Genomic DNA, 21,996 nt, shown 5'->3' with positions numbered 1-21,996 from the left:
CCTCAAATCACGTTGCTTTTAAGCTGCGTTATTGCGATCTAAAATAGCTTGCTCAAATAGACGTTGTTCTTTTGCCTTGTGCTCTACCGAGAAGCGAATCAACATCACGAAGCATCCAGCGACAATGACAAATCCACCTAATGCCATCAGGCAAGATTGAATATCTGTCATACCTTTTAATAAAAAACCTGCAACGACCGCGCCTGCATTGCCTCCGGCACCGATAATGCCAGATACACCGCCCAGTGCTTCGCGGTCGATAAATGGAACCATGGCATAGGTCGCACCGCATGCCATGTTGATGAAGAGTGCAAAGACCACCATGCTCATGATGGCTAAGTGCGCGACATTCATTTGTGAAAATAAAATCAGGAATAGCCCTTCGCCTAAAATCATGACAAAGAGTAGTTTTGTACGGCCATCCAAGCCTTTTTTGATTGCTACTTTGTCAGAAAGAAAACCTCCTAAAGAGCGAGCAAATATGGCAAGTAGTCCTAAAATTCCGGCAGTTAAGCCTGCCTCTTTTAAGCCAAAGTGAAATTTTTCGACGTAGTACATGGCCAAAATGTTGTGCATAAAAATCTCAACACCAAAACATGCGCCGTATGTACCAAATAAAATCCAGACACGGTAATTGCCAGCTGCTTGTTTCATTACAGCCCAGCCGCCTTTTTTACCGCTATCGGTTGCGATGCCTTGAGCGCGCAGCTCATCAAAGTTGCCTTGTGGGCAGTCTTGGGTAAATTTCCAGTACATGAATGCCACCACAAGCATCATTACGCCGGGCATTAAAAGTGCGATACGCCAGCCCATAGATTGCTCAACGCCAAACATCACAATTGCAGAGAGAATCAAAGGCATGACTGCTTGTGTTGTCCCACCGCCGGCATTACCCCAACCTACGGCGGTTGCATTGGCTGTGCCCACTACATTTGGCGCAAACATGACGCTGGTGTGATATTGAGTGATGACAAAGCTTGCGCCAATAGCACCAATCAAAAAGCGGAAAAAGAGAAAGGATTCGTAACTTCTAACCGCAGTGATTCCAATGACAGGAATACTGCCGACAAGTAAAAGTGTGATGTATGCTTTACGTGGACCATATTTGTCACACAAAGGTCCCACAACCAAACGTACGACAATCGTGACAGCAACGGCTGCAATACTAATGTTAGCAATTTGATCTTTTGTTAAATGGAACTCACCTGCAATGACAGGCATGAGAGGTGCACAGGCAAACCACGCAAAAAAGCAAGCAAAAAAAGCGAGCCAACTCATGTGGAAGGCCCGCATCGCTGGAACTGTAAAATTAAACAGCTTAATAGATGTTGCTTTTGTGGCTGACAAATTCAAAGACATTGCCTTCACTCCGACTGAACGTAACTTCTTTGTGCACACCAAGGTATTCACAAACTCGATCAGAACGGACATCATTGGCCGTCTTTAAAACTCATGGTCGTCTTCGACCTGTTATTGAATAAGCATTTTGTATGCCAGCTTTCTAAAAAATTAAATTAATATTTTTTTATTATTATTTTTCATATAGATAAAATTTTTAAAAAAATAAAAATGATCACTCTCACCTCTTGAACTACTCTAGCCTTGCACACTTATAGGGTTCAGGTAAAAATACGCTCTGCTACAAAATGAATCGCATTTTTGCACCAAGATTGATCAGTAGCGTCATTAAGCATGCTAATTTAGCGATAAAGCTCGATTTTTTCTTTAGTTTGCTATGGCATTAATCTTGCTTAAATAATTGATAACAAAAACGCGTCGAATTGGCGCATTTTCTTAGCCTGATTTTCTGAACTTATGCCAAAACTCAAAATAGCCCTTATTGATGATGATCATGCGCGAGCCGACTATATAAGAAAAAGTTTGCTTGAAAATGATTTTGAAGTAGTTGCATGCCTTACTTTGGATCATTTGAATATTTTCCGTCTGGAACATTTGCAAGCTGATGTCATCTTGCTTGATATGGATCATCCCCATCGTGACATTATTGAAAGCTGTGTCAGTAGCTATGACCTGCCTACAGTTCTATTTACCAAAAATTCCGATAAAGACACCATTAAACAAGCCATCGATGCGGGAGTAACTGCGTATATTGTCGATGGCATCGACCCTTCTCGCTTACATACCATTTTAGAAATCTCAATTGAGCAATATAAAAAGCACAAAAAACTCGAAGGTGATTTAAAAGAAGCTCAAACCAAACTTGCTGACCGTAAGGATGTTGAAAAGGCCAAAGTGCTACTTATGCAACTGCATGGCTTACCTGAAGAAACTGCATTTCAACTTCTTAGAAAAAATGCGATGAGCCACCGCATTACAATTGGAGAAATGGCACGGCGTTTACTTGACGCTCAAAAATTACTTGGCAATCAATTAAAGGATGAATAAATGAGCAGATTAGAAAAGACTCAATTACAACTCGGCTATATTCCTTTGCTTGATTGTCTTGCGTTGCTTTGGGCAAAACAAAGAGGTTTCTTTGAAGAAGAAGGTTTAGAAGTTACTTTAGTTAAAGAAGCATCGTGGGCGAGTCTGCGCGACCGTCTTGCTTTTGGTCTATTAGATGCAGCGCATTGTTTATCTGCAATGTTACCTGCGGCGGCTGTAGGCGCAGATCAAATTGGTACACCGTTACAAACATCGCTGGTTTTAAGTGAAAATCGTGCTTTTATTAGCTTAAGTCAAAAACTTACTCATCAACTTGCAATTCAAGAAAATGACACCGCACAAGTAACGGCACGAAAAGTGGCAAGTTATCTTGGACAAGGCCACTCCATTTCGTTGGCGCATGTGTTTAAGCATTCTATTCACCATTACTGTTTAAGAGAGTGGCTCGCTTTAGCAAACCCTGAACTTGCTCAATCTATTCAGCTCAAAACATTACCGCCACCTTATATGGTCGAAGCACTGGATAAACATGTGATTGATGGTTTTTGTGTAGGCGAACCTTGGAATACCCAAGGTGAGCTTCTTGGTTTAAGTAAAATAATTTGCTCAAGCCAAAACGTTATTCCGTCTATCGCTGACAAGGTTTTAGCCGTAACGCAAGAATGGGCGGAGCAGCATCCACAAACGCTCGTCGCACTCACCGCCGCAATCATGAAAGCCCAACAAGAGTTGAGCGAGTTACAGGACTTTGCTCCAATTCTAAAATTATTAGTTGAGTCTGGAATCGTTCGTTTTCATTGCTCAGAAGAAGTGCATGTCGATAAATATTTTATGATTCAGGATATTGTCCGTCATTTAGTAAAAGAAAGTGCACTTCCAAAAGTAGAAGACTTTTATTGGCTGCTCGAACAAATGCAAAAATGGGATGAACTTCAAATCGAGCAAGCACAAATCACCAGTTTGGGAGCTCAATGTATTCATCTTGAGGCTTATAAACAAGCCAAACAGCGATATACTTCATAAACTATCTGGGTCAAATCAGCATAAAAAAAGCTGTCTTTTATGACAAAGACAGCTTGAAAGACCCATAAGACAAAATGCGAAACACGCATTACTATACTTTCTGGACTCAACTGATCCATTGAAAATATAGCGCTTATGAAAATGATCATATCTATCTAAACATATCATTTTCAGACATTTTCATATCAATAACTGCCACTTGATTAATTTCAGTTCATTATTCAAAGCATCTTAAGTCAGTCTTTAAATACTTATCTCTTCTTTAAGCCTTAAATCTACCCATGCTTACTACAGAATAGTGATGCATCAATTACGCGGGTGAGTTCATAAATTTCATTTTATTTCTTCAAAAGAATTTCTTGCATCTGTCTTAATTAAATTAATTTTTTTAGATTAAAAGTAATTTATTGCCTATGTCATTATATTTAAAAAGATTTATTTATTAATCCTTTTGTAAAACTTAAATATTACGATTCAAATAATTAGATAAAAAAAATTAGTGAAAAATCCTCTAAGTCCCTCCTTTTTTGAGTTACAAACCGCAACAATCATGGCACAAATGGTAATAATAATTTAATTAATAATCATTATCATTCACACCACATAAAAACCTGAGAAGATCTACCATGATCCATGAAAATATTCTCGACTGCATAGGTAAAACGCCACTACTACAATTATCAAGGCTATTCACGCATCAATCGATCTCAGTGATTGCGAAAATGGAATTGTTAAACCCAGGAGGAAGTATTAAAGACCGTCCGGCATTATTCATGCTACAGGAAGGCCTGAAATCTGGAGTGATTAATAAAGATAGTCATATTGTTGAAAGTTCATCAGGGAACTTAGCTATTGCGCTTGCAATGGCATGCAAAATCTATGGATTAAAATTTACTGCGGTTATTGACCCGAAAATTGCCTCAGCAAACTTACAAATGTTGAAGCTCTACAAGGCCAATATCGAAATGGTCTCTGAAAAAGACCAAAACGGCGGTTACTTAAAAACCAGAATTGACACTGTAAAACGACTCTGCCAACAACTGCCGAATGCTGTCTGGATTAATCAGTATGCAAATCCAAACAACTGGAAAAGCCATTATTTTGGAGAAGCAGAAGAAATCCTAAATCAAATTGACCGCAAAATTGATTACCTCGTGATTGGGGCGAGCACCTCAGGCACGATTATGGGCGTATCTCGTCGCCTTAAAGAAAGATTTCCAGAATTAAAAGTGATCGCAGTCGATATCGTCGGCTCTGTGTTGTTCGGTGGCACATCTGGTCCACGCGAAATTCCTGGTATTGGTGCAAGTACTGTCCCACCACTACTCTCCCCCGATGAAATTGATGATGTCATTTATGTAGATGACTATGAGTCGGCACTCGGTTGCAGAGAGCTTCTTGAATATGAAGGAATTTTTGCAGGCGGTTCGAGCGGCTCGTCAATTTCAGCCATCAAAAAACTGATTCCAACCATTCCTGATGGATCGTGCGTCTTAACGTTGCTGCCCGATCGCGGTGACCGTTATCTCGATCTGGTTTATGAAGATGAATGGTTCGAAATGATCAAGAAGCGCCACTTCAATCGAAACGTACGACGCCAAGAAAACCTTACTTTACAAAATGTTGTTTAACCTTCTCCTTAGGAAATATTCATGAGCAATTTGGCTACCCTTCGCTATTTAAGTCAATCAGATTTATTAAATCTTGGCGCAAATCATAGTAATTCATTTATTGAAGCGATTACTGAAGGTTTAACCCTGCATGCAAATAAGCAGTTTGTACAACCCTTAAAACCTTATCTTCGCTGGCAAGGTGCTGACCATATTGCGGACCGTATTATCGCTATGCCTTGTTATTTAGGCGGCAACGACCCGATTGCCGGAATCAAATGGATTGGTTCAAGACAACATAACCCTAAAAAATTCAATATTCCGCGTGCCAGCGCACTGATTGTTTTAAATGACTCAGAAACAAATTATCCAGTTGCAGTGATGGAAGGCAGTCTCATCAGTGCCATGCGAACTGCGGCAATTACTGGTGTTTCAATTAAATATCTAGCAAAAAAAGACTTTTCAGACATTACTGTAATTGGCTGCGGTCCAATTGCTCAAATGCAGATTAAAACTGTACTTGAGCAATACGCTCAAGTGAAAAAAATCCATTTATTTGATGTGAACCCTGAAGCAGCTGAAAAACTCAAAGCGTTGTTTTTATCAGAATATCCACATTTAGAAATTGAAATTCATGACAGTGCTAAGTCTGCGATTCAACAAGCCGATGTCCTCATTACCTGCACAGTTTCAGATAAACCTTACATTCCATTTGAGTGGCTTAAAAAAGGCTGCTTTGTTTCAAATATTTCAATTATGGACATTGAGCCTGAAGTCTTCTTAAAAGTAGACAAAGTGATTGTAGATGACTGGGATCAATCAAACCGAGAAAAGAAAGTCATCAACGTACTGGTTGAAGATGGCTTATTCAGCCGTGAAAAACTACATGCTGAACTTGGCGACATCATTATTGGTCATAAAAACGGCCGCGAACACGAAGATGAAATCATTTTGCTAAACCCAATGGGCATGGCGATTGATGACATTGTCTGCGCTAAATGGTTCTTCAATGCTGCACAAGAACAAAACGTTGGCACGGTTCTACCGCTTTTATAAGAATAGGAATAACTAAAATGTTAGATCGGATTTACACAGCACAACTACAAAAAACGATAGATGCACTCTACATGGAGAATTATGGAGATTTTAAAGATCATATTTCCTATAAAAAGCCTTATCTGGCAATTACTCTCAATGATGAGTTGGAACTCTATTTCAACTGTTTAAAAGTAGATGGTGTAAATCCTTTCTATGTTACTCATCCCGAAGTTCTGCTTCATAACCTGTTGAGCAATACGACATCTAAAATTTCTATTTCTGAAGTTTTTAACTATTTAACCCAAGCAAATTGGTGGCCATCGCCACACCATCAAAAAGCGATTAATTACTGGCTAGACAACTTAGTAACGGCTGAAAAAATTCCCCAAATTTTACAGTCAGCCCTTTCATTTTCTTCGCCTTTAGTTACTAGCGAACTGCTCTCACTGGTAGCTGACCGTCCATTTCATCCGTTCGCTCACTCAAAAGGTGAACTTGCACCAATCACAACTCAAAAAGAAATTGAGGTGTATTGGTGGGCATTTAAGAAGGATGATGTGATCAACAATATGGAGTCGATTCCTCACAAAGAGCTTCTGTTATCAGAAGTTGAGGAAAGTCTTATTACTGACAAAATGGCTGAGCTTTCAGATGACTACTTAGCCCTGCCTTTGTTAGAGACGCAACATCGCTATTTAAAGCTTAAAGAAAATAAGTATGAAGGTATTGACCTAAACCATGTCACCACGATTGGTTTACCGACTTCTTCTTTAAGAACGCTGATTCACAACACAAACCCTACTCTACATTTAAAACTATCAACCAATGCCAAAACATTAGGCGCAATCCGTTCTATGCCAGGCCGTTATTTAATGAATGGACATACGGCTTATGATTTTTTAAATGACGTCATTAATGAAACTGCTTTAATAAAAAATCGCCTCTTTTTGAGCAATGAAACCCACTGGTGGGTGCTGGGTAAACAAGAGCCGATTGTAAAAAATTTAGGGGTGATTGGTTGCCAAGTCCGACATTTACCGGACTTTTGCCGAGACAAAAATGTCACTCCAATCACTATGTCAGCTTTAAGCTGTACCTATGTCGACCCATGGGAAGCTTTAGGCGTTGAAGGCGACAAATGGTCATTACTAAAAGACTTAAGTGTTCATTTTATTCAAACATTCTTAACGCTTTGGTCGAAAGGCATCATGCCTGAATGTCACGGGCAAAACACCATGGTGTGTTATGAAAATAATAAGTTGAAATGCTTTATTTTGCGTGACCACGATACCTTAAGAATATGTACCACAGCCATTGAAGAAAGTGGTTTTACTCCTCCGATTTATACCATCGATACCAGCACGCCGAACAATCTTATCTTTACTAAAAACGAAGACTTATTTAATTACTTCATTACCTTAGGGATTCAAATTAATCTCTACCCGATTGCTTTAGCTATCTTGAAATATACGGATCTTACAGAAAGCGATTTTTGGGAGATGGTTCAAGACATTATTCAAGATTTTGTAGAAACCCAACCCATTTCAGAACAAACAAAATCGCAAATTCAAACCTATCTTTTTGACAATAAGACTTGGCCATTCAAACAGCTACTTACGCCTTTACTTGCGCAAGAAAGCGACTCAACAGGCATGCCAAGTAAAATCGGAACTACGCCAAACCCCTATCACAGCTTATCTGTTTCTAGCTATGAGACCATGGATATCTAAATCATGCGCTCATCTCGCCTAGATCATTTCATTATTTTGCTCTGTCAGTTTTTTTCCACTTTCGGGCTCATGGTGCTTATTCCGATCATGCCGCTCTATATGGAAAAACTGACGGCGCATATGAGTGCTCCCACTATCTGGGCAGGTTTGGCACTCGCGGCTCCGGCTATTGGCAGCTTATTTACAGCACCGATTGTTGGCCACCTATCCGACACATTCGGCCATAAAAAAGCCTTGTTACTTTCTCTGGCGGGTTTCTGTATTTCAATACTGCTCATGGCGAGCGCCCAGCATTTATACCTATTTATTTTCGCGCGAATTTTACTCGGGTTTTGCGGTCTTTCCGTGATTTTAAATGCTTATGTTTCATATCTCTCGAATGAGCAAGAACGAGGCGCCGCTTTTGGACAACTGCAAAGTAGTGTTGCACTCGCTTGCCTATGTGGTCCCGTACTCGGCGGGATATTTATGGATCAATGGCGGGTTGAAATATTACTCAACGCGACAGCATTTGTTGTGATGACACTCATTGTGATTGCGTCATTTGTATTAACCAATCCCGTTAAAACCGAAACCACAAAAACCAAAGAGAAATCTAAGCTTCCAGCTTTCTTTGATAGAACGATTTTTTCATGGTTAAGCGCCGGCATTTTGGTTCAAGCGGGCGGCTTTGGTTTGGTGTCCTGCTTCGTTTTATACATTAGTGAAATAAGCCAAAGCACTCACTCATCGTTATCTGCTGCGAGTTTAACGGGAACCATTCATGCGCTTTCATGGGGAGCAGCCTTTATTGCTGCAACCTATTGGGGAAAAAGAAATGATGATAAAGGAGATTCTTTTAATAACTTCATTTACGCATCCTTAATTTGCGGTATCACGATTTTCGCATTGATCTGGGTTTCTAATCTCTGGCTGATTCTTGTGTTACGACTCATACAAGGCTTCTGCTTTGCAGCCCTTATTCCTTCGATCTTGCACACAATTTCTCTAAAAGCCGGCGCTCAAAGCCAAGGAAAAGTGATTGGTATTTCTAACAGTGCCTTTGTCTTAGGACAACTTATTGGCCCAATCACGATCACGCTCACCTACTCATTTTTCAATATTACTGCTGCATTAATTTGCACCTCACTATTTTTTATCGGTGCGGGATTAGTGGTGATTTTGAACAGATTCTTAATGGATACAATTTTAGAAGAGGCACAAGAATGAACTCAATTATTACAACCGATGCATGGTCTTATAAACTTTTCGAACAGTACCTGAATACTTTCTTTCGTGAACTCAAAGTAAATCTTGAAAAGCACATTATCCCAGCTCAAGATTCTCCTTTATTCACCCTATATGCGGAGCAACCAGACACACTGTATTTTGCTTATACCTTTAATGCGTCTAACACGACTGTTTATGGTGCAGTTCAGCATCTATCCACCACTGGCTACCATAGATATCAACGTGGTTTTACCTTGCAAAATTTAAGTGACAATACATTTGACTCACTCACCGACCCTAAAAAATTAGTGAAGCTGATTACAGATGAATTGAATAGCTTATTTAAAGATAAAAATCAAAATAAGAACCTGTACTCCGATATTGTAAATAGTATCGAAAATACAAAATTCTTTTTAGAAAATAAGCCTTCCCAAACAGTAACTAAAGCGTTAAGTGGTTTTCAGGCAACCGAACAAGGCATGTTATATGGGCACCCTTTTCATGTGACCTCTAAAGCCAATTTAGGTTTCTCTAAAGAAGACATGAAAAAGTATAGCCCTGAGTTAGGCGCAAGTTTCCAACTTCATTACTTTGCAATCCATTCTTCTTTAATCCAAAAGCTTGTAAGTGAAGAACAGCCTTCTCATTGTATTGAAGATGAAGTTTTAAAAACTGCAAAAGAACGTTTACAAGAAAACTTAGCAAATTACGAGCTAATGCCAACCCATCCTTGGCAAGCTAATTTCTTACTTCAACATCCATCTTTAAAGAAACATTTAGACAGCCAAGACGTGATCTATCTGGGAGCTTTAGGTCAAACCGTATGGCCGACCTCATCCGTTCGTACAGTATGGTTGCCTCAATCGAATCTATTCTTAAAGCTATCAATTGATGTACGAATTACCAGTTTCATTCGCAATAACCCAATGGACGAAATGGAACGCGCGATTGATGCGAGCAAAATTATTATTAATCAAAACATTAATGAGCAATATCCAGACCTTATGATTCTGCCGGAGTTAGAGGCAAAAACAGTCAAAATTCCAGAGCTTGAAAGTTCATTTGGCATTCTTTATAGAGCAGGACTCACGCCAGAGGTATTAGAAAATACCAGAATGCTCGGTGGCTTGGTTGAAGAAAATGAAAACCATGAAATCCCGCTTTTAAGCATTATTCAGCAAGCAGCACCGAATCAAAATCTACAATCGAAAGACGCGAAAGACTTCATTACTTTCTGGTGGAAACAGTACGTTAAAGTTTCACTCATTCCATTAATTGAGTTGTTTGCAAATAAAGGCATTAGCGTAGAAGCGCACATGCAAAATAGTTTAATGGAATTTAAAAACGGCTATCCACATCGCCTTATTCTTCGAGACATGGAAGGCATTAGCATTGTCCCAGAAATGATAGAAGATGACTCATCTATTTCTGAAGATAGTACCGTTTGGTTCTCTCAGAAAGATGCGTGGACCTTTTTAAAATATTACTTCGTGATCAATCACATTGCTCATCTCATCAGTGCAATTGCACGAGTTACAGCCATTGAAGAATCTGAACTTTGGCAAGCCACACGCCTTACGCTCACGCAAGAAAATTTTAGCGTAAAAGGCCAGCAGTACCGCGATTTATTAATTAATTCACTCACATTACCAATCAAGGCAAATATGTTAAATACGCTCTACCACAGTGGTGGCAATCCTATCTGGATTGAAGTTGAAAACCCTATTTATAAATATCGCGGCGCAGAAGCACTTTGCCCTATTCAACCAACCCAACAAACCAATTATAAAACCCTCGCGGAAAATCGCGTAATGAGTCAATTATTAGAAGCACTCATTTTTGAAAATACTTTTAAATACGAGTTTTCTAAAGGTCAGATCAAGTTTTATATTTCCGATACCGTTTTTTATACTTGCGCGGCCAAACGACATTTTAGTTTTAAACGAATTAAGTTAGATCCTTCAAGCTTAGTCCGTTCTGATATTACTTTAGGCACTGAAACTCGTCCTAGCTTAAAAACGCTACTTGCCGATTTAAAAAATATTATTGAAGCTGACCCAGTTAAATGGCAAAACTTTAATGATGAACTCAATTTAACTTACATTAAGCATGCGCAAACTTTAAGCCAAGCCCCTGCTCAACCTTTAAGAACCTTGCCTTATTTAGAACAAGAAGCACGGATTACCAATGCACATTTATATCACCCGAGTTTTAAGTCTCGTATCGGCTTCGATTTAAAAGAAAATCAAAAGTATGCACCAGAGCTTTCCGAAGGTTTTACGGTTCAATGGGTGGCGACTCATAACAGTTTATGCAAACTGGTTTTAAGTGAAACCATTAACTTAGAGCAGCTTTATAAACAGCATTTTTCAGAGAAAGATCTGCAAACTATCAATGATCAATTGAAAGAGCAAAATGTAGAGTTTAAAAATTATATCCTTACCCCAATTCACCCGTGGCAGTGGGATAAAATTATTGAATTATATTATCAAGATGCTATTAGCAACCAACTGATCATCCCGTTAGATATTGAAGGTCCGACTTATTTACCGCAACAGTCCATTCGAACCTTATCAAATATTAGTGATATCTCGGCGCTTTCTCTTAAATTGGCAATGAACTTGGTCAATACTTCTACCTCTCGTGTATTAGCACCACATACCGTCCAAAATGCGGCAAAAATGAGTGACTGGCTTTATAACATTGTTGAACAAGACCATATTTTAGAAAAACAGCGTAAGCCTGTTATTTTAAGAGAGATCGGCGGTCTTTCAGTGAACCAGCAAATTGCGCTTCCTGTTCAATACGGCGCACTGGCTTGTATTTGGCGCGAAAGTATTTACAGCTACTTAAAAGAAGGCGAATCAGCAACGCCTGTAACGGGTCTAATGCAAGTTGATACGGACCAAAAACCACTAATCGATGAGTGGATCCAAGAGTATGGTATTGAGTTCTGGTTAGAAAAATTACTTACCAATGCTTATTTACCCATCATGCATATTTTGTGGTGCCACGGCCTTGCTTTAGAGTCACATGCACAAAACATGGTACTAATTCATAAAAATGGCTTACCCGTTAAAGCGGCTTTGAAAGATTTCCATGATGGAATTCGTTTTAGTCGTCATCTTTTACGTGAGCCGAGCCTTTTACCCAACTTACAAGATGCGCCAAAAGAGCACGCCAAGATTAACCCGAACTCGTTCTTGGAAACCCACTCTCCAAATGAGTTAAGAGACTTTACTCAAGATGCGCTTTGGTTTGTAAATCTGGCTGAGTTAGCGATTTTCTTAAATGAACATTATGACTTCGATGAAATCAAATTCTGGACCATGTTAAGAACCATTATTAATCAGCATAAAGAAGCTCACCCAGAGTTTGCCGAGCGATATGAATTGTTTAACTTTACAGATGACACCATTGATATTGAACAGCTCGCAAGCCGCCGTTTCCTTCCAGAAATTCGCTTAAGAGTACAAACCACGCCGAACCCGCTCAGCCTTATTAAGGAAATTGAATATGAATAAACATTCGATTTCTTTTAAGAAACGAATAGCAAATGGCGAGACGCTCTACGGAATCTTTTGTTCCGTAGCTTCTCCGATTAATGTCGAGCAAATGGCACTTGCGGGTTACAACTTTATTATTATCGACTTGGAACATACTTTATTTAGTACGTCTCAAGTCGAGACCATGATTTTAGCCGCTAGAGCCATGAGTCTTGATGTCTTTGTCAGGGTGCCGTTAAACACCAACCATTTAGTTCTACCTCTGCTCGATGCAGGGGTAACGGGTATTGTTTTTCCGCGTATTGAAAATGCTCAGCAAGCTCAAGAAGCTGTGAACTATTGCCACTATATGCCGCTTGGGCAAAGAGGACTCAACTCGACAAGGTTAAATCGATATGGCATAGATGATTTAGCTAGTTTTGTTCAACACGCAGCAAACGAAACGGTTGTCGTTACCATGATAGAAAGCTTAGAAGGACTAGAACAACTAGATGAAATATTAAAAGTTGAAGGCGTTGATATTATTCTGGAAGGTGCTGCCGACCTTTCTCAATCTATGGGAATGCCATGGCAATCTAGCCATCCAAAAGTGAAAGAAAAAGTTCAAGAGATGTATATAAAGACTAAAAATAGTCAAAAGCATTTCTGTGCTATTCCGCGCCAACCTGAAGATATTGCAGCGTGGAAACAACAATCCGTTCAGCTTTTTGTACTCGGTGATGACCGCAGCATTATTCGCCGTGCCCATCAAAATCATTTGAATTCTTATAAAGAAATCTCATAAATTTTCAGTTGTGTAGAGCGATGGGTGCACCTTCCTCTACACAACAATTAATAAAAATAAATTTTATTATTTTTTGTCCAACAACGATATTGTGAATTACAATCATTCTCACTTATAATTCGACAAATTTAAAATCACTCTCAGGGCGAGACAATGGTAAATAAGATAAAAAGTCACAAACTTTTTACGAGGAAGTCTGAAGTAAAAAATATCATTCCACTCCTTTCACTTGGTGGGGCCATTATTCTTTCCAATTCAGCTTTTGCTGCTTCACCTGCTGAAACTACAGAAACAGAAAAGAAACCCGAAGCTCTCCCGACAATTACAATTACTGCTTCACGCGCAGATGAACTCTCTACCTCTGCCAAACAAGTCACCAAGCTAGATGAAAAACAAATTGAACTTTTAAGAAATGGTTCATCTGGAAGTATTGCAACCGTTTTAGCAAAAGCCGTACCGGGCCTGTCAGATTCAAGCCGAACCATTACCGATTACGGTCAAACTTTACGTGGCCGTAATGCCCTCATCTTGGTTGATGGCGTACCAATGAACCTTACACGTGACACATCACGCGGACTTTCAGCAATTGACCCTGAAAGTATTGCCAACATTGAAGTGATTCGAGGCAGTAACGCAATTTATGGTGGTGGCGCTGCAGGTGGTATTATTTCAATTACCACGAAAGCGGCTGGTGGCGAACCTACAGCAAAAACAGTTGTTGGACTTCAAACACCTTTAACAAATTTCCGTTCTAATGCTTTAAGTGGCGATATTCATCAATATTTCACAGGCAGCTTTAACGCTTTTGACTATGCGCTCGACTTTGGTTACCAACGTATTGGTAGTCCGTACGATGCAAGTGGTGACCGTGTTGCACCGGAACCAAGTCAAGGCGATTTATATGATGCCGATGCTTACAGCGTAGGTGGTAAACTTGGTTATCATATTGATGACAACCAATACCTACAATTCGCTGCAAACTATTATAATGCCGAGCAAGACTCAGATTATGCATCTGACCCAAGTGTGAAGAATGCCCCTGCTGGAACCGTACCAGCGAAAGCAATTAAAGGCTTAAAGCTCAAAGACCAAAATAAAAACGAAAACCAGATCTACAATTTAACTTATAACCATAAAGACTTTTTTGGTAATAAGGTTGATGCACAAATTTATTATCGCGACTTCTTTACACGTTTTTCACCATTTGATGCACGAAAAAATCCGAATCGGGGTGGAAACGTAGACCAAATCTATCAAGAAAATAACATACTCGGTAGCCGTTTAACTGTTACCACACCGCTTGAGTTTTTAGGTGACACCTCACTGGTTTGGGGTGGTGACTTTAGCCGTGAAAAAAGCGAAATGCCTTTAGATACTTTCAATCCTGATATTTATGACCAATCTGGTGGCCTAGATTTTGTAAAAACTGGTAAGCTCATTTATTTACCTGAACTTACCACACAAAGTGTTGGTGGCTTTGTACAGTTAAAACATCGCTTTAATGACCAATGGTCGGCTGAAGCAGGTACACGCTATGAAGATAGCTATGCCCAAATTGATAGTTTTATTCCATTATCACAATTTGATCCTAAAACACAATCATATAAGCCAAACCCTTATGTATATCAAGGTGGGAAAGTAAAAGCTGATGCATGGTTATACAATGCCAATTTGACTTTCTCTCCAAATGACCAGCACTCGATTTATGCATCGTTTAACCAAGGTTTTCAATTACCCGATGTTGGTGTAATTATTCGTAATGCAGATAATACTAATAAGGAAAAAAATTATGAATTATCATCTTCATTTTTAGAACCTATAAAAGTTGATAACTATGAATTGGGCTGGAAAGGAACCTTCAACAATTTCTCTTCAAGTTTAGCAGTCTTCCACTCTACTTCTGATCTAGGCGCTGTGCAATCTTTCAGCAATGGTCTGGCCCTTACTAGAACCAAAGAGAAAGTCACTGGTGTTGAAGCAACTTTTGACTATATTGACGATGCTAATGTTTGGGGAACTGGTGGTAGTGTTACGTGGATGAAAGGTCGTGAAAAACCTCAAAACGGTGCTGAACAAGACATGACAGGCTTCCGTATTCCACCATTAAAACTAACGGGTTATATTTCTTATAGTCCAACTGAAACATGGACCAACCGCCTACAAGCTACTTACTTCGGTTCAGAAGATTACCGCTTAAATGGCAAAAATAGTTTTGGTCGCTATGATGTAAAAACTTATACAACAGCAGATTTAATCAGTAGCTTTGCGCTTAACAAAAAAGACACTGTGACGATTGGTTTAGAGAACATGTTTAACCGCAAGTACTATCCTCTCTATAGCCAATTATTACGAACTAGCGATAACACTAGCCATTTAGTGGCAAATGGTGCAACGCTGAAAGTTTCTTATAGCCATAAATGGTAATCAAAAACTGACATTGAATGTGTCACAAAAAGGAGATCCATGCGATCTCCTTTTTTATTAAAAATATTAATTCCTTATCTATTTTTTCCATGGTTAACCTAAGTTAAACCCACAGAACCACCCTAGCATTCTGCTAAAAATTTTGTTAACTTGATTTTGTTACATATTCAAGATACAACTTTTTCATCCTATACTTCCCATCACTGTGTTTATGAAAACTATATCAATATGTAGTTTTACCAATATTCTTAATGGGGCAAATCATAATGGAAATCTCACACCGCGAAATTTACGCGCTCGTAGACATTAATAATTGTTATGTGAGTTGTGAGCGACTATTTAATCCCAAACTTATTGGTCTACCAGTCGTAGTACTTTCTAACAACGATGGATGTGTTGTATCACGTAGTGAAGAAGCAAAAAATATGGGTATCAAAATGGGTATTCCATGGTATCAAATCGAGCAAGACGCTCTTCAAGCAGGTGTACACGTCTATTCAAGCAACTACACTTTATATGCCGAGATGTCGCGTCGCTTTTTTTCAGTTCTTGGTGAGTTTTTCTCGCCCGATGATTTAGAAGCTTATTCTATAGATGAATGTTTTATTCGCCTTACCCCTTACCTTCAATCTCTAGATATCCAATCTTACTGTGCCAAAGTCGTAGAAACTCTAGAAAGTTGGTTAAGCTTACCTTGCTGTATTGGCATCGGATATTCAAAAACTCAAGCAAAATTAGCCAATCACTATGCTAAAAAGATTCCAAGCTTTAATAAAATTTGTAATTTCACTACTTTAGATCCTCTGCTTCTTGAAGACCTCATGCAACACACTTCAGTCAAAGAAGTCTGGGGAATTGGCCATCAATTAGTCAAACAATTACGTAGCTATGAGATTTATTCATGCTTAGACTTAACTTTTGCCAATGAGCATCATCTAGCAAAAGCTTTTTCTGTGGTTATGGCACGTACCATTCGTGAGCTAAAAGGCCAATCCTGTATTCAACTTGACGATCCTGCCATCGTCACCAAACGAATTTTAGCTACACGTAGTTTTGCTCAAGCTTTGTCCAACATTGAGATTATTAAACAAGCGCTTATTTTTCATCTTAACCGAGCTCATCGCCGTTTAATGAAACAAGAACAGCTGTGCGCCTGCGTTCAGGTCATGCTTTATGAAAAAATAGATAAACCACCTTATAAAAAAGCGTCTTCTCAAGCGATAGGCTTAAATTATGCCACAGATGATTTATGCATATTAACAAAAGCAGCTATGCAGCAAATAGATGTTTTATATAAAGAAAATAAAAAATACATTAAGATTGGAGTTTTATTTTGTGGTTTGCATCCCCGTCAACATCACATTGATGATTTATGGCAACCTCTTGAGTTGATTCAGCAAAGACAACAATTAATGCAAACACTCAGCACAGTTCGTAACCGATTCGGTAGTCACTATTTACAAGTCGGTTATCATTCCCGTAATCCATCTTGGCATATGAAACAATGTCACCGTTCAAAAAATTATCTAACTCGATGGAATGAGCTATTAGTGATTGGAGAGAACTCTATAGCCGTTACACAAAATACATGAACTGTTTTTGTCAATTCAGTTTAAAATAAGCTCCATTAAATTACTTGAAATTTTGTCATTTTTTAACATTGCTAAATCATCGCAAAATTTACAATATATAAGCCGAATTTGGTATACCCTTTCTGCGATGATGAAAACAAATTATAAAAAAATTGTAGAAACATATGCCATAATAAGCAAACTTTGCAGACATCTTGCAAAGAATATTTGCAACTTTAGAGCTGGAGCAATCTGAATGAGTTCGACCATTTTGGTGATTCATGGACCGAATTTGAATTTGCTGGGAAAACGCGAACCAGAAGTATATGGTCATCTTACCTTAGATGATATTAACCAACAACTTATTAGCCAAGCTCAACAAGCTTCAATCACATTAGATACTTTTCAAAGCAACTGGGAAGGTGCCATTGTTGATCGTATTCATCAGGCACAAACTGAAGGCGTAAAACTTATTATTATTAACCCTGCTGCCCTCACCCACACTTCAGTTGCTCTACGTGATGCCCTACTTGGCGTTGCAATTCCATTCATTGAAGTTCATTTGTCTAATGTCCATGCAAGAGAGGCATTCAGACATCATTCTTATTTATCTGATAAAGCAATTGGCGTGATTTGTGGTTTAGGTGCAAAAGGCTATCGTTTTGCACTCGATTACGCTATTGAAAAAATTCAACCATCTAACCCAAACTAGTTTAGGAATAGTCGCCCATGGATATCCGCAAAATTAAGAAACTCATCGATTTAATGATTGAGTCTGACTTGCAAGCGATCGAAGTTAAAGAAGGTGATCAATCAATCGCTTTAACTCGTCGCAATCCTGTCGTTGCTGCGGCTGGTGTAGCACTTCCGGCTGCTCCTGTTGCAGAAGCACCAGTTGCAAAAACACCGCGTGGAGCAGTTGAAACTTCTCCAATGGTTGGCGTGTTCTACGCTGCTCCAAGCCCAGGCGAAGCACCATTTGTTAAAGTAGGTCAAACAGTATCTGCTGGTGAAACTTTGGGTATTATTGAAGCAATGAAAATCATGAACCCAATTGAAGCAACTCAAAGTGGCGTGATTGAAGAAATTTTAGTGAAAAATGGTGAAGTTATCCAATTCGGTCAACCTTTATTCCGTTATCGCGCGTAATTACCCCGGGGACGTCTATGTTGCAAAAAGTTTTAATTGCAAACCGTGGTGAAATCGCTTTACGTATTACCCGGGCTTGCAAAACATTAGGAATCAAGACTGTTGGTATCTATTCAGATGCCGATAAGGATTTGATGCATTTACGTTTTGTTGATGAAGCAGTATGTATTGGTCCGGGCGCAAGTAGTGATAGCTATTTAAATATCCCGGCAATTATTACTGCTGCAGAAATTACCGGTGCTGATGCTATTCACCCGGGTTATGGTTTCCTTTCAGAAAATGCTGAGTTTGCTGAAATTGTAGAAAGCTCAGGCTTTACTTTTATTGGTCCACGTCCAGAACATATCCGCCTTATGGGGAATAAAGTTTCTGCGATTGTTGCCATGAAAAAAGCTGGCGTACCTACTGTACCAGGTTGCGACCACGCAGTAACCATCCACAATGCCTTGGCAGAAGCGAAAGAAATCGGCTTCCCGCTTATTGTTAAAGCGGCTTCTGGTGGTGGTGGTCGTGGTATGCGTATTGTTGAGCGTGTAGATACACTACTTGAATCAGTTCAAGCAGCACAGCGCGATGCAGAAATGTGGTTCGGTGATGATACCGTTTACATGGAACGCTTCTTACAAAAACCTCGCCATGTCGAAGTTCAAGTTCTTGGTGATGGTAATGGTCATGCAATCCATTTATATGACCGTGACTGTTCATTACAACGTCGCCATCAAAAAGTACTAGAAGAAGCACCTGCACCAAACCTACCAGAGCAAGCTCGAGCTGATATTTTAGAAGCTTGTGTTCATGCTTGTCAGTTAATGCAATATCGTGGTGCTGGTACGTTTGAATTCTTATTTGAAGACGGTGAATTCTTCTTCATTGAAATGAATACTCGTGTTCAGGTAGAGCACCCTGTAACTGAAATGGTTACTGGTGTCGATATTATTGAACAACAGTTACGTATTGCAGGTGGCCTAGGACTAGAGCTTCAACAAGAAGATATTAAAGTTCAAGGACATGCAATTGAATGCCGTATCAATGCAGAAGATCCAACAACATTCTTACCTTCACCAGGTAAAATTGAAAGTTTCTATGCACCAGGCGGCGCTGGTATTCGTTTAGATTCTCATATCTACCCAGAATACAGCATTCCACCTTACTATGACTCTATGATTGCTAAATTGATTTCTCATGGTAAAGACCGTGAAACTTCAATTGCTCGTATGCGTCAAGCACTAGATGAAATGATCCTTACGGGAATTAAAACAAATATTCCTTTACATAAAGATCTTATTTTGCAAGATAACAGCTTCTGCTCTCAAGCAATGGATATCCATTACCTTGAAAAACACTTGTTAAAGCAAGTGGAAGAAAAGAAAGCTGAAACTGCATAATAAAAAAAGCCTCTTATTTTTAAGAGGCTTTTTTATATCTACCATTTTATGGTAATACACGACGTAAAGTGGCAAAGCACTGCTCACCTTTAGCTGTTGAACAGAAATTGATGGTATGGTCGTTTTTCCATTGTACAAAATATTGTGAGACATCACCTGTTTGGTCTTGCTTCTGACCAGAACAATCTACTTTATTATTATCAAATTTAATTTGCATCACTAAAGCGGCTAGCTGTTCTTTAGGATCATCAGATGGTTGATATTCATAAATACCATAAGACCATTCCTGACCGCTTTTGATCACTACATCATTACTACTACGAAAGTTATAATATTCCACACATTTCTTATTATTTGGAATTTCCATTCCCCATAATCCCATAATTTCAGGACGCGTAACAATACGTATAGCGTTAGGATTACTTGCAGTCCGAACAGGTTGTTCGGCTGGCTGTTGAGTAGCTGTTTCTGCCACAGCTAAACCAGAACAAGCCCACAATAATCCAATAATATAAATATTTTTCATAGATTTATTAATCATTAAACGCATGAACTTAAGTTAGCATATTTTTTTAGAAAATCATTGCTCCATAACCATATAAAAACAATATTTTTCAACTGTAACGTGCGACTATAGCTCATCAAACAATTTTTATATTTATTTGCTTTTTTCAATACAAAGTTATTAAAGTTTTATCTCACCTCAAACTTATGTGGAAGAGTCGATTTGTTTGGGAAGCCACGTCACAAAACCTAAGCCTAATAGCACTACCGCACTTGCACACATAAAAATGACTTCACCAGAAAGAATTTTCCAGAAGTGCCCAGCTAAAACACTACCAAAGGCTACCCCTAATCCCCACATCGTGCTGTAAAGTGCTTGTCCGCGGCCCTGTTGCCCCGCTGAGAAGTTTTGAAAAATAACCCTCATTGCAATCAAGTGAAATAAACCAAAACTAAAGGCATGTAAACACTGAGCAAAAAGTTGACCAATAAAATAATGTGAAAATACTGCAACTAGCATCCAACGTATACTCGTCACCAGCAGACACACAATCACTAAACTGCGCCACGAAAAGCGTTGAAAAATCTTTGAGGCAATTGAAAACATAAAAATTTCAGCAAAAACGCCCATAGCCCATAAAAATCCAATTTCAGTCGTATTGAAATTCAAAGATTTCAGAAAATTACTATAGAAACTATAAAAAGGTGCGTGCGAAAAAAGTAGAATAAATTCAATTGCAAAAAAAGCAGCCACTGTTGGGCGCTTAAGAACAGGAAGTAAAGATTCTAAATATTTTTGGGAAGTAGGTGCGCTATCAGGTTCGCGGATTGTGAAAGACCAAATAAACGCTAGAGACGCGATAATTAATAGTAAAATTGGGAGCATTGAAATAGGTACTATTTCTAAAATTGCTCCAATAGTGAATACCCCAACAATAAACCCAACAGACCCCCACTTACGAATTTTGCCGTAAAGTTTAGCTTTTTGATCACCCAACCAAAATAAAGTAACTCCCTCAAATTGAGCTAAAATCGCATTTTGAAAGAAACTAAAAATAAGCATAAGCAAAGCAACTGATTGAAAAGTATTTGGCACTATAAAAATAGCCAACCATATACACGACTCCATCCAAGTTGCTACCCGAACAAGCAACATTCGTTTACCAGATTTGTCAGCAATCCACCCCCAAACTAAAGGAGCAAAAAAACGCGTTACAATCGCAATTGAGGATAAAACACCAATTTCTTGATAATTAAATCCCTGATCTTGAAGATATAAATTCCAATAAGGCATGAATGTACCCACAATGGAATAGTAGAAAAAGTAGAATCCGCCGAGTCGAGTTTGGATGGTAAGTGGTTGGAACACGTTATAAACCTTGGCATTTTCAATAGGTTAAAATTAGAGATAGTCATATATCAAAACATCCCAACTCTTTAATTTTAACACTTTGTTTTGCAATACAAATAACTAAATTACTGATAGTTCAATTGTCTCTAAAAGCATTTTTTATGGATAAGAAAGAAAAAAAATAAGGAAAAGGGAACTGTAATTTAATTTGTATAATCTGTTAACTTGTGTAAAAATACATTTAATATTCATAAGGTATTTAATCATCAGATGTTTTTTCTTATTTTTTTAATTTGTCTTTTTCTG

At 38.7% G+C, this 21,996-nt stretch carries 17 protein-coding genes and 1 pseudogene; 14 read left to right on the top strand and 4 right to left on the bottom strand.

Going from position 1 to position 21,996, the window contains the following annotated elements:
* Positions 1-18: 18 nt before the first annotated feature.
* Positions 19-1,317 carry an MFS transporter gene (locus SOI76_RS07265; protein WP_228148547.1) on the bottom strand — a complete coding sequence of 433 codons (1,299 nt, stop codon included), beginning with the start codon at positions 1,315-1,317 and terminating at the stop codon, positions 19-21.
* Between SOI76_RS07265 and SOI76_RS07260 the strand changes: the two genes are divergently transcribed.
* The 3 genes from SOI76_RS07260 (at position 1,211) to nasF (ending at position 3,429) form a co-directional block, all read left to right on the top strand.
* Complete coding sequence (locus tag SOI76_RS07260) at positions 1,211-1,447, top strand: hypothetical protein (RefSeq protein WP_228132447.1); 237 nt, start codon at positions 1,211-1,213, stop codon at positions 1,445-1,447. The genes SOI76_RS07265 and SOI76_RS07260 overlap by 107 nt on opposite strands.
* A 368-nt stretch (positions 1,448-1,815) precedes the next feature.
* Positions 1,816-2,406, top strand: coding sequence for an ANTAR domain-containing response regulator (gene nasT / locus SOI76_RS07255; RefSeq protein ID WP_016140698.1), 591 nt, complete (start codon positions 1,816-1,818; stop codon positions 2,404-2,406).
* Entirely contained in the window at positions 2,407-3,429 is a 1,023-nt protein-coding gene (gene nasF, locus SOI76_RS07250; RefSeq protein WP_104078854.1) for an ABC transporter substrate-binding protein, read from the top strand.
* 23 nt (positions 3,430-3,452) lie between these two features.
* On the opposite strand, the pseudogene SOI76_RS07245 reads toward nasF, so the two are convergent.
* Positions 3,453-3,548, bottom strand: a pseudogene (locus SOI76_RS07245) (hypothetical protein); the annotation flags it as partial.
* 507 nt (positions 3,549-4,055) lie between these two features.
* Between SOI76_RS07245 and sbnA the strand changes: the two are divergent.
* The 11 genes from sbnA (at position 4,056) to accC (ending at position 19,835) form a co-directional block, all read left to right on the top strand.
* Positions 4,056-5,060, top strand: coding sequence for a 2,3-diaminopropionate biosynthesis protein SbnA (gene sbnA, locus SOI76_RS07240; protein ID WP_104078855.1), 1,005 nt, complete (start codon positions 4,056-4,058; stop codon positions 5,058-5,060).
* A gap of 21 nt (positions 5,061-5,081) precedes the next feature.
* Positions 5,082-6,095, top strand: a complete 1,014-nt coding sequence (gene sbnB / locus SOI76_RS07235; protein ID WP_003652251.1) for a 2,3-diaminopropionate biosynthesis protein SbnB — start codon at positions 5,082-5,084, stop codon at positions 6,093-6,095.
* Positions 6,096-6,166: 71 nt separating this feature from the next.
* Positions 6,167-7,807, top strand: coding sequence for an IucA/IucC family protein (locus SOI76_RS07230; protein ID WP_104079234.1), 1,641 nt, complete (start codon positions 6,167-6,169; stop codon positions 7,805-7,807).
* A 3-nt stretch (positions 7,808-7,810) separates the two neighbouring features.
* On the top strand, positions 7,811-9,016 hold the full coding sequence (yuxJ, locus tag SOI76_RS07225; RefSeq protein WP_104078856.1) for an MFS transporter: 1,206 nt from the start codon (positions 7,811-7,813) through the stop codon (positions 9,014-9,016).
* Positions 9,013-12,540, top strand: coding sequence for an IucA/IucC family protein (locus tag SOI76_RS07220; protein ID WP_104078857.1), 3,528 nt, complete (start codon positions 9,013-9,015; stop codon positions 12,538-12,540). The genes yuxJ and SOI76_RS07220 overlap by 4 nt, the downstream gene beginning before the upstream one ends.
* Positions 12,533-13,306 carry an HpcH/HpaI aldolase family protein gene (locus SOI76_RS07215; protein ID WP_104078858.1) on the top strand — a complete coding sequence of 258 codons (774 nt, stop codon included), beginning with the start codon at positions 12,533-12,535 and terminating at the stop codon, positions 13,304-13,306. Before SOI76_RS07220 ends, SOI76_RS07215 begins: the two co-directional genes overlap by 8 nt.
* Before the next feature lie 153 nt (positions 13,307-13,459).
* On the top strand, positions 13,460-15,730 hold the full coding sequence (gene iutA, locus SOI76_RS07210) for a TonB-dependent receptor (protein ID WP_104078859.1): 2,271 nt from the start codon (positions 13,460-13,462) through the stop codon (positions 15,728-15,730).
* Between the two features lie 266 nt (positions 15,731-15,996).
* Positions 15,997-17,322: a Y-family DNA polymerase gene (impB, locus tag SOI76_RS07205; protein ID WP_104078860.1), complete on the top strand. Its 1,326-nt coding sequence runs from the start codon at positions 15,997-15,999 to the stop codon at positions 17,320-17,322.
* 235 nt (positions 17,323-17,557) lie between these two features.
* Positions 17,558-18,013 carry a type II 3-dehydroquinate dehydratase gene (aroQ, locus tag SOI76_RS07200; protein ID WP_002115614.1) on the top strand — a complete coding sequence of 152 codons (456 nt, stop codon included), beginning with the start codon at positions 17,558-17,560 and terminating at the stop codon, positions 18,011-18,013.
* Between the two features lie 17 nt (positions 18,014-18,030).
* Positions 18,031-18,450, top strand: coding sequence for an acetyl-CoA carboxylase biotin carboxyl carrier protein (gene accB, locus SOI76_RS07195; RefSeq protein ID WP_000354611.1), 420 nt, complete (start codon positions 18,031-18,033; stop codon positions 18,448-18,450).
* Positions 18,451-18,467: 17 nt separating this feature from the next.
* Positions 18,468-19,835 carry an acetyl-CoA carboxylase biotin carboxylase subunit gene (gene accC / locus SOI76_RS07190; protein ID WP_104078861.1) on the top strand — a complete coding sequence of 456 codons (1,368 nt, stop codon included), beginning with the start codon at positions 18,468-18,470 and terminating at the stop codon, positions 19,833-19,835.
* Positions 19,836-19,881: 46 nt separating this feature from the next.
* Here accC and SOI76_RS07185 read toward each other — a convergent pair whose 3' ends face one another.
* Together SOI76_RS07185 and hcaT are read right to left on the bottom strand one after the other, a co-directional pair.
* The gene (locus SOI76_RS07185) at positions 19,882-20,385 is read right to left on the bottom strand and encodes a hypothetical protein (RefSeq protein WP_002115710.1); all 504 of its coding nucleotides are present in this window, start codon (positions 20,383-20,385) and stop codon (positions 19,882-19,884) included.
* A 159-nt stretch (positions 20,386-20,544) separates the two neighbouring features.
* Entirely contained in the window at positions 20,545-21,708 is a 1,164-nt protein-coding gene (gene hcaT / locus SOI76_RS07180; RefSeq protein WP_205668356.1) for an MFS transporter, read from the bottom strand.
* Positions 21,709-21,996: the final 288 nt, after the last annotated feature.

The organism is Acinetobacter pittii (assembly GCF_034064985.1).
Lineage (GTDB): Bacteria > Pseudomonadota > Gammaproteobacteria > Pseudomonadales > Moraxellaceae > Acinetobacter > Acinetobacter pittii_H.
The sequence above is the reverse complement of the archived record's forward strand: the minus strand, read 5'-3'. Positions and strand labels throughout refer to the sequence as shown.

Bases quoted from the DNA above. Each gene is read 5' to 3' on its own strand.
- SOI76_RS07220 (WP_104078857.1), top strand. From the start codon at position 9,013: ATGAACTCAATTATTACAACCGATGCATGGTCTTATAAACTTTTCGAA.
- iutA (WP_104078859.1), top strand. From the start codon at position 13,460: ATGGTAAATAAGATAAAAAGTCACAAACTTTTTACGAGGAAGTCTGAA.
- SOI76_RS07230 (WP_104079234.1), top strand. From the start codon at position 6,167: ATGGAGAATTATGGAGATTTTAAAGATCATATTTCCTATAAAAAGCCT.
- nasT (WP_016140698.1), top strand. From the start codon at position 1,816: ATGCCAAAACTCAAAATAGCCCTTATTGATGATGATCATGCGCGAGCC.
- accC (WP_104078861.1), top strand. From the start codon at position 18,468: ATGTTGCAAAAAGTTTTAATTGCAAACCGTGGTGAAATCGCTTTACGT.
- nasF (WP_104078854.1), top strand. From the start codon at position 2,407: ATGAGCAGATTAGAAAAGACTCAATTACAACTCGGCTATATTCCTTTG.
- sbnA (WP_104078855.1), top strand. From the start codon at position 4,056: ATGATCCATGAAAATATTCTCGACTGCATAGGTAAAACGCCACTACTA.
- SOI76_RS07215 (WP_104078858.1), top strand. From the start codon at position 12,533: ATGAATAAACATTCGATTTCTTTTAAGAAACGAATAGCAAATGGCGAG.
- accB (WP_000354611.1), top strand. From the start codon at position 18,031: ATGGATATCCGCAAAATTAAGAAACTCATCGATTTAATGATTGAGTCT.
- impB (WP_104078860.1), top strand. From the start codon at position 15,997: ATGGAAATCTCACACCGCGAAATTTACGCGCTCGTAGACATTAATAAT.
- yuxJ (WP_104078856.1), top strand. From the start codon at position 7,811: ATGCGCTCATCTCGCCTAGATCATTTCATTATTTTGCTCTGTCAGTTT.
- sbnB (WP_003652251.1), top strand. From the start codon at position 5,082: ATGAGCAATTTGGCTACCCTTCGCTATTTAAGTCAATCAGATTTATTA.
- SOI76_RS07185 (WP_002115710.1), bottom strand. From the start codon at position 20,385: ATGCGTTTAATGATTAATAAATCTATGAAAAATATTTATATTATTGGA.
- aroQ (WP_002115614.1), top strand. From the start codon at position 17,558: ATGAGTTCGACCATTTTGGTGATTCATGGACCGAATTTGAATTTGCTG.
- SOI76_RS07260 (WP_228132447.1), top strand. From the start codon at position 1,211: ATGACAGGCATGAGAGGTGCACAGGCAAACCACGCAAAAAAGCAAGCA.